Origin of the sequence: Mesoplasma coleopterae (genome assembly GCF_002804245.1) — a bacterium.
Taxonomy (GTDB): Bacteria; Bacillota_I; Bacilli_A; order Mycoplasmatales; family Mycoplasmataceae; genus Mesoplasma; species Mesoplasma coleopterae.
In genome coordinates this window covers 369735-381694 of sequence record NZ_CP024968.1, presented here as the reverse complement: position 1 = coordinate 381694, position 11960 = coordinate 369735, and the positions used below count along the sequence as shown (strand labels likewise).

Annotated in this window: 8 protein-coding genes; 3 read left to right on the top strand and 5 right to left on the bottom strand. The window is 24.6% G+C overall.

Annotated elements, in window-relative coordinates; genetic code table 4:
* The first annotated feature begins 52 nt into the window (after nucleotides 1–52).
* The 3 genes from MCOLE_RS01730 (at nucleotide 53) to MCOLE_RS01720 (ending at nucleotide 2195) form a co-directional block, all read left to right on the top strand.
* A complete protein-coding gene (locus MCOLE_RS01730) occupies nucleotides 53–607 on the top strand; it encodes a hypothetical protein (RefSeq protein ID WP_100670919.1) in 555 nt (184 codons plus the stop codon).
* A 138-nt stretch (nucleotides 608–745) separates the two neighbouring features.
* Complete coding sequence (locus MCOLE_RS01725) at nucleotides 746–1882, top strand: DUF1700 domain-containing protein (RefSeq protein ID WP_100670917.1); 1137 nt, start codon at nucleotides 746–748, stop codon at nucleotides 1880–1882.
* Between the two features lie 4 nt (nucleotides 1883–1886).
* Complete coding sequence (locus MCOLE_RS01720) at nucleotides 1887–2195, top strand: PadR family transcriptional regulator (RefSeq protein WP_100670915.1); 309 nt, start codon at nucleotides 1887–1889, stop codon at nucleotides 2193–2195.
* A 174-nt stretch (nucleotides 2196–2369) separates the two neighbouring features.
* Here the strand turns inward: MCOLE_RS01720 and MCOLE_RS01715 are convergent, their stop codons facing one another.
* Genes MCOLE_RS01715 through parC form a run of 5 tightly spaced genes read right to left on the bottom strand, consistent with a single transcriptional unit; the run spans nucleotide 2370 to nucleotide 11949 of the window.
* Nucleotides 2370–3419 (bottom strand): alpha/beta hydrolase, encoded by a 1050-nt coding sequence (locus MCOLE_RS01715; protein ID WP_100670913.1) that lies wholly within the window; start codon nucleotides 3417–3419, stop codon nucleotides 2370–2372.
* A gap of 33 nt (nucleotides 3420–3452) precedes the next feature.
* The gene (locus MCOLE_RS01710) at nucleotides 3453–6170 is read right to left on the bottom strand and encodes a DEAD/DEAH box helicase family protein (protein WP_100670911.1); all 2718 of its coding nucleotides are present in this window, start codon (nucleotides 6168–6170) and stop codon (nucleotides 3453–3455) included.
* A 45-nt stretch (nucleotides 6171–6215) separates the two neighbouring features.
* Nucleotides 6216–7451 carry a DNA methyltransferase gene (locus MCOLE_RS01705; RefSeq protein WP_100670909.1) on the bottom strand — a complete coding sequence of 412 codons (1236 nt, stop codon included), beginning with the start codon at nucleotides 7449–7451 and terminating at the stop codon, nucleotides 6216–6218.
* 12 nt (nucleotides 7452–7463) lie between these two features.
* Complete coding sequence (locus MCOLE_RS01700) at nucleotides 7464–9221, bottom strand: hypothetical protein (RefSeq protein WP_100670907.1); 1758 nt, start codon at nucleotides 9219–9221, stop codon at nucleotides 7464–7466.
* 1 nt (nucleotide 9222) lies between these two features.
* Nucleotides 9223–11949 (bottom strand): DNA topoisomerase IV subunit A, encoded by a 2727-nt coding sequence (gene parC / locus MCOLE_RS01695; RefSeq protein ID WP_100670905.1) that lies wholly within the window; start codon nucleotides 11947–11949, stop codon nucleotides 9223–9225.
* Between the last annotated feature and the right edge of the window lie 11 nt (nucleotides 11950–11960).

Genomic DNA, 11960 nt, shown 5'->3' with positions numbered 1-11960 from the left:
TTTTTAAATAAATTTTAATTATATATGTGATAATTATGTTATCGGAGAAACTATGATTGAAATAAAATTTAAAAATCAAAATGAAATAGATTCATATAACAAATATAAAGAACTTAAAGGTATTGAATATCATCAATATATTGCTAAATACTTAAACACTGATGAATATTCTAAAATAGCAGCTGTTATTCAATATGATCTAAGACTTAAATATATTCTTTATCGCTATATATGTTTTTTTGAAGAATACATTAGAGCAGTATTAATGAATTGCGAAATTAAAGATGTTGAATTCTTTTTAAAAGAAAATGTTAATATGAGCGAAGCACAAAACTTATATTACAAACATATTAATAAAATACAAACCAAATATGGCGACAGACCTTTAATACCTAGAAATGAATTTGATGGTATACGTGAATTAAGAAATCAGATCTCTCACTTTAAACCAATCATTTTAGACAATATTTTAGAAAATCAAATAAGCATCAATTTCTTATACAATAACTTAACTAAAAACTATCAATCTAATTTTAAAAATGAAATAAATATGGCAGGTAATGAAATAGATTTAGTTGATCAGGTAAAAATTAAATTTGATAAATAAAAAACTTATTAATGAAATTAATAAAGAGTTCTCGTTCTTTCTAATTTGTAAATAAGTTTTATTTTTTAATTTGGAATACTTGATAATATAGAGTAGTTAGTATACGATTATCCTTGAAAGCAAAAGGAAAATAAAAATATGAATAAAAAAACAACTAAGCAAATGGATAAATGACTTAATCTTTTATCTAAAAAACTTTCTGGATTAAAAACTTCAGATCGCAAAGATATAATTGAAAACTATAAAGATTTATGAAGCGAAGAACTTTCTGAAGGTAAAACAGTAAATGAAATTCTTTTAAGTTTAAGACCTATTAATGAAATAGCTAAAGAACTTTATGAAGAATTTGGAGTTATTAAAAATACAAAATCAGATGTTACCAAAATAAAAATAGTTAATAGCAAATCTGAAGTTACTTCTTCATGAATTAAAAATTTTAATAATTTTTGTTTAAAATTCTTTGGATTTATATATTCAATAACAGCAATTTTATTATCACTTGTATTATTTCTAACTTTTGTTGCAATTATTATTGCTATTCCTGTAGCATTAGTTTTAGCATTTGTAAATTATGAATTCTTGGTGGTATTACCACTAGCGATTGGGGTCATGGGTATTGGTATAATTGTTGCAATATTCTTCTTTTTTCTAAGTAGTTCTTCTTATTCAACTGTTAAAGCAATATTTAATAAATGATTTTCTAAAACTTCTGCTGTTACAAAAGATAAAAGAAGAGTTTGAAGTAGATTAATGTTAGTAATGATAATTATTGGTGGAAGCATGGCTGGAATTGGAGCTGTCACATCAACAGTGGGTAACAATAGCATATATGGATCAGTATTATCTGGTAACTATTTAAATAAAACTGAATCTGAAATCTTTAATTTAAACACAACAATTGGTAAAGTTCTTAAAGATAAGGAATCAGAGTTTTCTAAGGATTCAAAAGTCTATCTTGATTTTGATTGAGGTTTATCTCCCTGAACAATTTTTGAAACAAAACAAGATTCTGAATTAAATCAAAATCAAATATCAATTCAAAAACATTTCAACTTTAAAGAAAGTTTAGGTAGTGAATTTAAGATATCAGAAAAGCCTGAATCAAGTTATTGAGTTAAAAACAATGTTAATGATAATGGTTCCTTATACTTAAAATTTCATATATCAGCACCTTGAAATGCTAAATTTCTTTCAATAACACCAATTAAATACGAAATATCATACAACTTTAAAATTAATAATACACCTGTTGAAAATATTATTGTAAGATTTTAGTGTTATGGATAAAGAACTTAAAAAAGGTATATTGGAAATGTTGGTGCTTAACTTTCTATCGCAAAAAACCTTCTATGCTTATGAATTAAATAAAAAACTTAATGAAGTTGTTGAAACCAATGAATCAACAACTTATGCAATATTTAAGAAATTAGTTGATAAAGGATTTTGTGAACACTTCTTTGAAGAATCATCAAGTGGACCAATGAGAAAATGTTATAAGATAACTTCACTTGGTAGAGAACAGTTAATGAATCAAAAAAATGCGTGAAAAGATATTTCAGACAAAGTTAATTCTTTAATATCTGAGTAATTAAAAAATCTAGAAGCTATAAACTTCTAGTTTTTTTGCTTATTTTTGTCTTCATATTTTTTTATCCAAATTTAGTTTTTCAACTTCAACTTTTAATTTAGCTACATCAGTTTTTATAACTTTTACAAGTTATTTATTATCTTTATTATTTTCAATAAATTATTCTTTAATATGTTATTCAAAAAGTTTAGCTTCCAATTCTTTAGTTAAACTTTTTTTCATTGTTTCTCTTACAAAATCAATTGTTATTAATACATATTCTTCTTGATGATCAACTATTGAACTGCTGTGCTCTGAATCGTCAAATATTTTAATTTTAGTATTATCAGAATCCTTTGATTTTTCACAATACATTATTATTGAGTTATTGTAGTCAATGAATGAGTCTAACTTACCATGAATAAATAAAACAGGCAAATCTCTAAATGAATTTAAATTCTTTTGTAAATTCATATCTTTTAAATTAGTTTTAGAATACTTCTTAAAAAATCAATTAATTTTAAAAGATGCAATTCACCAAGGCAGTCACTTAAAATATTTTTTAAGGAAAAATCTAATTTGTTCTACTGGTTGAGTTAATGCACAATCTGAAATTAATCAATCGATTTTATTTACTTGATAATATTGCTGTGCTCAATAAACAGCTGTTGCTGCTCCCATGCTTACACCAATAACACCTATCTCATCAACATGATTATTATTCTTAACTCAGTTAATCACTTCATTTAATACCTTTGAATTAGTAACTCCTAAATCAGAATATTTACCATATGTTTTACCATGAGCATAAGCATCAAATGATATTACATTATATCCTTTTTTATAAAATTGAATTGCATTTCTTACACCCATGTATTTATTTCTTTTAAATCCATGTAATGCAACAACTCATTTATTTGAATTATTTCTCAAAATTAAGCAACTGATTTTTGCTTCATCTGGACCTATTTCAAATTCTTCAATTTGATCTTTTGATAGTTCTCAGTTTTTTAGTTTCTTTTCTTTGATGTCTGCCAAATAATGATTTAAATTATTAACTTCTTGTCCGTTTTCATCAATTCCTACTCTTGGATACTTGAATAAGTATGGAGTAAAGAATTTTGATAGTATGGCACTAACAATAAATACTATAGGAAATAAGATAATTGTTCCTAAAACTTTTAAAAAAGTATACTTATATTTTCTAATTTGTTTCTTTGCTTTTTTGTAATTTATATTTTCCATTATTTGTTTCCGCCTTTAATACTTTAATTTAGTTTATTTTAACTTAAATTTTGCTGTAAGGAAATCATCAATTAACATTTCTTCAAATTTTCCTATACCTGTAAATTTGTATAATTTTAAATATAAATTCTTTTTCTTTACATTTTGCCTGTCTTGAATAAATAAGTATTTTTTAATATTTTCATTCTCAAAATCTTTAATTATTTTATTTTTAATCGTCATTTTTTCAGGTAATGATCAATAAAATAAATTATTAATATCATCATGTTTAGTCTTTTTACCATAGTTCTTGCTTTCTTCATCAGCTAAAATAATTTGTTTTGAATTATCAAAAGTTAAAAAGCCTGCTTGAAATGTCAAAACTTTCATTTCAGTTCGATAATGTAAAAAGTTAGTACGATTAACTAAAGATAAAACTTGCTTTACAGTATATGTTGAACTTACATTCAATCCTGTTTCATACTCGTTTTCAAAAATTAAAGTTTCATTATCTAATTTGTATTTAAGAATCATTACTAACTCTTCAACAATCACTTTATGCTCAACAATAAAATTTTCAACTAAATCATTAATTTCTAAATAGTTAGGATAAACATTTAAAAATTTTTCCATACTAGTTATTTCATATAAACATGAAGTAATTAATAAGTTATCTAAGTCTAAATTAATTTCATTGCTTAGTAATTGCTTTGTTAAGCGCTTATAAAAATAATTAATGATTTTATGGTTATTTAAAAATAAAAACTGTTTTAAAATGTTCTTATTTCTATTTGTATTATTTTCATTATCTTTAAACTTATTAATTTGTTTAGCAATTGGCATAAATAAGTTATCTAAGTTATTATAAAAATCAATTAAAGTTAAATCATAATCTTTCAACATATTATTAAGTGCTTTTTCTTTAAATCTTTCATAATATTCAACAATATATGATTTCATTGAGTTTTTATTTAAATATCAACTCTTCATACTATTAATAATAATTTCTTCAGTATGCTTTTCTAAGTTAATTGTGCAATTATAAGGTAAACCTTCTTTAGCACTAATTGACTTACTACTTCTAATAGCTGGATTAAATAAATTTCTAATTCCTAAAGTAATATCGTATTTATTATCTATATTAGAAATTAAATCATATACTTCCAGTTTATTTTTAAGTTCAGTTTTTCTTAAACCTCTACCTAGTTGTTGTAAGTATACGGTTTTAGAATTAGTTGGTCTTAATAAAATAATAGTATTAATTTCAGGAATATCTACTCCCTCATTAAAGATATTAACAACACATAAATAGTTAATTCTTCCCGTACTAAATTCATGTAAGATTCTTTTTCGATCTTTTGTGTTTTGTGAAGTTAAAGCTTCTGCTTTTAAATTTTTTGATTTTAAATAATTTGATATATTAATAGCATGTTGAACAGTAACACAAAAAATTAATGCTGTTGGTCTTGCATAAACACCTAAATATTTTTTTATTGTTTCAAATAATAATTCATTTCTAGAATCAGTGTTAACTATTTTAAAAATATCTTTATCAGAGTTTAAATCAACTCCTTGTAAATTAGTATTAGTATCATCTATACAATAATAATCAAATGGACATAATAGTTTTTGATCAATAGCATCTCATAGTCTTAATTCAGTAGCATATTCATCATCAAAATATGCTTTGATATCTTTATTGTCTTCTCTTTCTGGAGTTGCTGTTAAACCTAAAATTTGTTGAGGTTTAAAATAGTTAAATACTTTATCAAAAGTATTTGCTGCAATATGATGAGCTTCATCATATACAATAATGTCAAAATCATCTGGTTTAAATTTATCTAATCTTGTAGATAAAGTTTGAATTGTTGCAAATAAGTGAGTTGGTTTATCACTATTAATACTTCCATCATACATAACTTCACCAAATTGATTATTTTCTAACACATGGCGATAAGTTTTGATTGCTTGGTCAACTATTTCTCTTTGATGTGCTAAAAACAGGATTTTAAGGTCCTTTTTAGCTTGTTCTGTTTGTCTTTTGTAATCAAATGCAGAAACTAGTGTTTTACCTGTTCCTGTGGCCATAATTACTAAGTTCTTATTTTTATTAATATGTCTTCGATAACTTAGTTTATCAATAATCTCTTTTTGAAATTTATATAAGTATTTTTTAGTTAAGTTATCTGATAATAATTCTATTTTTGATTGAACCACTGCTTGTTGATTTTCTTTAATCTTTTGAATTAATAATTCTCTTTGAAATTCATCTGAAAAATCAACAAAATCTTCATTTCATAAATTATCAAATTCATTAATCATTTTATTTATTAATTCTTTATTATTTTGTTCTGTTAATTTAATGTTTCATTCTCTTCCAGAAATCATTCCTTTAACAGTTAAATTAGAAGAACCAATAATTGCTGTTGATAATTTTTCATTTCTTTTAAAGATTGAAGCTTTAATGTGAATTCTTTCACTAGTTCTTTCTAAGTTATCTTCTATTTTAATTTTAATATTGGAATACTTATCAGCTAATAGTTTAAGTTCATTTAAATTATTATATTGAGCTAGATCATCAAATGTTGTTGAGATAATTTTAATTTGAATATTGTTTTTTGCACAGAATTCAAAAGTTGGAGCTATTTTATTAAGGATACTTTTAGATATAAAAGGATAAATTAAATAAACTTCATTAGAAGTTAATATCTCATTATTTATTTCTTCTAATAATTTTTGTTCATCTTTATTTGTAAATAGTTTTTCGCTCACTTTAAATCTCCAATATTATATATCTGTTAAATTATTTAAATTTAATTAATCTTTAAACTTTAATTTATCGATTTTTTCAAAAACATAAATTTTTTCAACTTTTGTTGCTTTACCTGCTTTTGACCCCATAGAATTTGTTGATTTATAATTTTGCTCAATTTTATCAACATATATTTCTTTTAAATATAAATCTAAAAAATCTTTCCTTATTTCTTTTCATATATCTTCAAATGAATAATTTTTACCATTTTGAAAAACATCTCCAATAACTAAAACTATTTTGCCTTCTTTACTGATGATTTTAGAAATTTTTCATAAATACTTTGACATAAAATTCTTATAATTGAGCAGATTATGGCTATCGTCCAAACCTATTTCTTTATTATCATGTCTATTGTCATATCCAAGAACTCACATTTTTAATCAATTTTGATTAGTGTAATTTATTATGTTCAAATACGGCGGTGAAGTTATAACTAATTTAGGATTTAAATTAGGAAATATTTTATCAACCTCCAATGCATTTCCATATTTAACACAAGCTTCATTTTTTTCATATTTAGAATTTATAATTATTTTTTCTGCTCTATTTTTCACTTTATCAAAAATATTAAAACTTGGTTTTTTAAGATTATTATCTTGAGCATATTTTTGAACATATTTTTTTGACATCGATGTATGGTTGCTCATACTTAATGATAAATAAATAGAATCCCCATTTTTTTTCATAGGTCCATGTAGTATACCTAAAAAAATTGCTAATATGAAGTTATCAATATCGTCAAGATCTTTTCATTTTTTTCCTAATTCATATTTCAAAAATGTTATTTGTTTTAAATTTTTGTCACTAAAATAAATTTGCAAATCTTTTTCTAGTTTTAAAGTTTTTTTATTGTAATTTTGATATCTTCTTTCTAATTGATCAACTCTTTTAAAAATTTCTTGAGTATTAAAAGATTTTGTCTTAGATTTTGAAAGAACAAATGCGAAAGGGTTTAAATCATTAGCATAGGCTTTTCTGTTCATCAACCTTGATTCTAATATCGTTGTACCCCTACCTGAAAAAGTATCTAAAATTACATCATTCTCATTTGTATATTTAGTTATAAAAAAATTTGCTAAAGAAGGAGGAAACATTGCAACATATGAACACAATCTATGTGTCTGATCTCCTCAAATTCTTGATTTATTTTTTCAAGTTTCTGAATAATTCAAATATTCTTCTTTAACTATTTCAAAATTTTCATCATACAAATTATATTTTATGTCTTTCTCATTCATAAAAAACCTATTCTATTTTTTTTCTTCTCAAATCTTTAATATTTTTAATAAAAATTTTATCGTACTAAACATTTCATTTATATTATCTATTTTGACATATTCTCTGTTCTCTATTATTTCGTAGCCCATATAAGGTTTATGAACTAAGTCATTCAATAATTTAAAGCCGTTTTGCTTATTGTTCTCTTCATATCTCTTGTAACTAAGAATTTTTGAAAGAGTTGTTGTGAATTCATCACTAGTTATATCTATTTCAAGTTCTTTTAATCTATCTTTATACTTGAAAATAACTATTTCTACCAAAGAGTCCTGTAATCCAAACGATGTTCCTTTAGACTGAACTAAATTAGTTATATGTGCAGTCAGGTCATTTACTTCATGCTTTTCTGAAAAATTGTAATTATTATGAAATTCTTTGATATCTTTTATAGTTTTTTCATTAAATATATTTTTATAATTTGGTATCTCATCCAAATAATTTCCAATTCTATAAAAAAACTCTAATATTAATAAATCAATAACATTTCTAACTACTAAAGAAATATTTGTAATGGGGTACTCATTTTCATTATAATTTTTCAAATTTTTAATTGTTTTTAACTCTGTACTCATCATTCTTTTGATACTTTGTACAAATTTACTATCTCATTTATTTATTTCAAAACTATTGGGTTTAAGATCTTCAGACTTTATATTGATTAAAAAGTTTTTTTCTGACTTTTCAATAACTGACAAATTTTCATCATTTATTTTAGATAGTTGTCTCATCTTATAATCTAGGGTTTTTTTATTATAAATAGATTGTCCTAGTAAATCACCTAACTCATCAAAAATCTCAGGCTTTATACCTCTTGTTGTTATTTTTTTTTCTATTGATTTTTGTATTAAAAAAGATAAAATTGATTCATAATTTTTAATTTTAAAACTTAATTCTATTTTATCTGTATCTATTTCGACGCCTAATATATTTCTTATGGTTTTTTCCTCGCTCATTAAATTTAATTTTTGACTTAAAACAAGTTCATACCCAGAAACTTCCATTTGCCTATAATCTATTTTATTTTCATTTGTCGAATTATACATTTCGATTGACTTAATTATTCAAATCGAACTTTTAATATCTTGCTTTATAATGCTTTCTTTTTTACCGAATAAATTACTTATCCTTTTAATTGCTATTTCTTTTGAATCTGTTTTTAAAAAGTTTAGATATTTTTTAAGTAAATCATCAAAATATTTAGCTCTTGACCATTCTCTTTTACCAATTTGTTCACCTATGTGCTTTGTGTATATTGATTTTCAAATAAACTCACTTGAAAAACTTGTCACGTCTTTAAATCATTCATGTTCTATATCAAGGTTTCCAAATTCACTAATTGTTTTTTTTATTTCTTTTATATTTTTTAATCATTCATTTTTATCTGTATTTTCAAAATTTGGTGTGTCTTCTATTAATTCATCTATTATTAAATTTTTCTTTATTAAATTTATAGCTAAAATCCTTCTATTTCCCTCTAATACATAATAATTTTCCTGTTTATTATCTAAATGTAAAAGTATATTGTCATTTAACGATATAAAACCATTTTCTTTAATGGCTTTTATTAAATCAAGTAATTCTGAAAAATCACCTTCATATTTTAATAATTCTTTTGCAGTTTCAATAATTGAGTATTTTGAAAAATATAAATCTTTAAAATCTATTTCTTCCATAACAGTGTACCTTGGATTAGAAGGCAACATTCTTATTTCTTTATTATTATATTGCATATTATTCCTCCAATAAATCAATTAAATTTAATTGAAATTCATCTTTAACTTCTTTTTTAGGTTTTGGTTTGCTTGGAGTTCCCAATACTGAAGAAATATCTCCTAGTAAATCACTTAAACCACCAGTTAATGATTGAATACGTTTTTCACTTTCTTCTTTAACATTTTTGCTTACTACTACTTTAGCTGACACTTTACCTTTGTTAGCTTCTTGACGTGCTCTAATTTCTTCTTTAGACACATATCCTTCAGCATCATCATCAGCATTTAAAGCACCTGGGGGCATATCATTTGGTTTAACCTTATTAATTTCACTTAAACTAGCAAATGCAACATCTTTAATATCAAAATCACCAGTTACACTAGTTAATTCAATATGACGATATTTGTTTACATTAACTTCTTGATACATATCTTGAGTATCAATTGCTTTAATAATGTTTTCTTCGTTTGCATTAAAGTTAAATACAAATGTAATGTATTCAGTTCCACGTTTACGTTCTGGTAATACTCTTACTCCACGTTTTGGTCTAATATAGATTGGTAAATCTTCATTTCTGAATTTTTTAACTCCATCTTTTTCAGTTAGATACATAATAGTATCTTCACTTGTTAATCCTAAACCAGCAACTATGTAATCTTCTTTTAGATTAGCTGCTTTAACTCCTTTTGAATTAGTTCCTTGAACTGGAATATCTTCAATATGGTATCTTACCCCATAACCATTTCTTGTAATAATTCCACAAGTTCTAGTTTTTGAAGTAATTAGACTAGCACTAACGATTTCATCAGCTGCATCTAATTTCATAATTCTAAATGCACGTGTAAAGATTTTTGTTTCTAAATCTTTAACTGGTATACGTTTAATGTTTCCATTTTTACTTGTAATTAAGATTTGTTGTAAAGCTTCAGCAAAATCTTTAACTACAAATGCACTAACAATATGTTCACTAGGATCCATTGTAGCAATAGTGTTAACATGAACTCCCATGTCTCTTCATTTACTCATTGGTAGTTTATATAAAGGAATTGAATAGTATGTTCCTTTATTTGTGATTAAGATTAAATGTTGTAAGTTACTTACTTCTCCAGCAGCAATTCACATATCGTTTGGTTTTCTACCAAATACAGCTGGATCATTTTTACTAATTAATTTTGATTCAATAGCTTTTAAATAACCATCTTTTGAAATTCATAAGTTATATTCATGTTCAACTAATACTTCTTTTTGCTCAACATCTAAGTTTTCAATGCTATCTTCAACAGTTGATCTTCTTGGAGTTGGGAATTGTTTTTTAACTTCTCGTAAACGATTAATAATTTCATTATCCATTACTTCTTCACTATTTAAAATAGCTTTTAATTTAGCAATGTTTACATCTAATTCTTCTTTTTCGTTTTGCAATTTAACAACATCAGTTGAAGTTAAACGATATAGTCTCATATCAACAATAGCTGCTGCTTGAGGTTGAGAGAATACAAATTTTGAAACTAAGTTTTCAATAGCATCACTTCTATTTGTTGAACTTCTAATTACTGAAATAACTTGATCTAAAATACTCATTGCTTTAATTAAACCTAAAATAATTTCTAAACGTTTTTCAGCTTTATTTAAATCAAATTGAGTTCTAAATGTAAATACTTCTTTATAGTGAGCAATATATGCATGAATTAATTCAATAATTCCTAATTGTTTAGGTTGTAAATCAACAATAGCCACATTGTTATAGTTATATGAAATACTTAATGGAGTTGATTTAAATAAAAATTTTCTAACTGTATCTAAATTAGCTTTATCACTTAAATCAATTGCAATTCTTAATCCATTTCGATCAGTTTCATCTCTTACTTCTAAGATTCCTAAACCAGGATTAGCATCAATCACATCACCAATTTTTTTAACTAAATCTTGTTTAACAACTTCATAAGGGATTTCATCAATAATGATATTATTATCTTCTTCATGTCATTTTGAATTAACAATAACTTTACCTTTACCTGTTGTAAATGCATCTTTAATTCCATTACGTCCTTGAACAGTTCCTCCAGTTGGAAAATCTGGTCCTTTAACAATTTCTAAAATAGTATCTATTCTAGTATTTGGAGTTCTAATTATTTTAATTGTTGCATCAATAATTTCTCCAAGGTTGTGTGGAGGCATATTTGTAGCATAACCAGCAGCAATCCCTGTTGATCCATTAACTAGAATGTTAGGGAAATAACTTGGTAAAACAGTTGGTTCTTTTTCACTATCATCAAAGTTAGGTGCAAACTTAACTGTATTTTTATTTAAATCATCTAACATTAAATCACTAATTTTCGCTAAACGAGTTTCAGTATAACGCATAGCAGCTGCACTATCACCATCAATAGATCCATTATTACCTTGCATATCAATTAAAGGCATTCCTAATTTTCATCATTGACTCATACGAACCATTGCATCATAAATTGATGTATCACCATGTGGGTGGTACTTACCAATAACTTCTCCAACTACTCTAGCTGATTTTTTATATGGTTTATCATAAGTTAGGTTTAATTCATTCATTGCATATAAAATACGTCTTTGAACTGGTTTTAAACCATCTCTAGCATCTGGTAATGCACGTTCTTGAATAATGTATTTAGCATATCTACCAAAACGTTCACCCATTAAGTCTTCTAAAGCATAACTAATTATTCCTTTTTCAGATTCAATATTTGAATTATCTATTTTTTTTGCCATGTATATTTCTC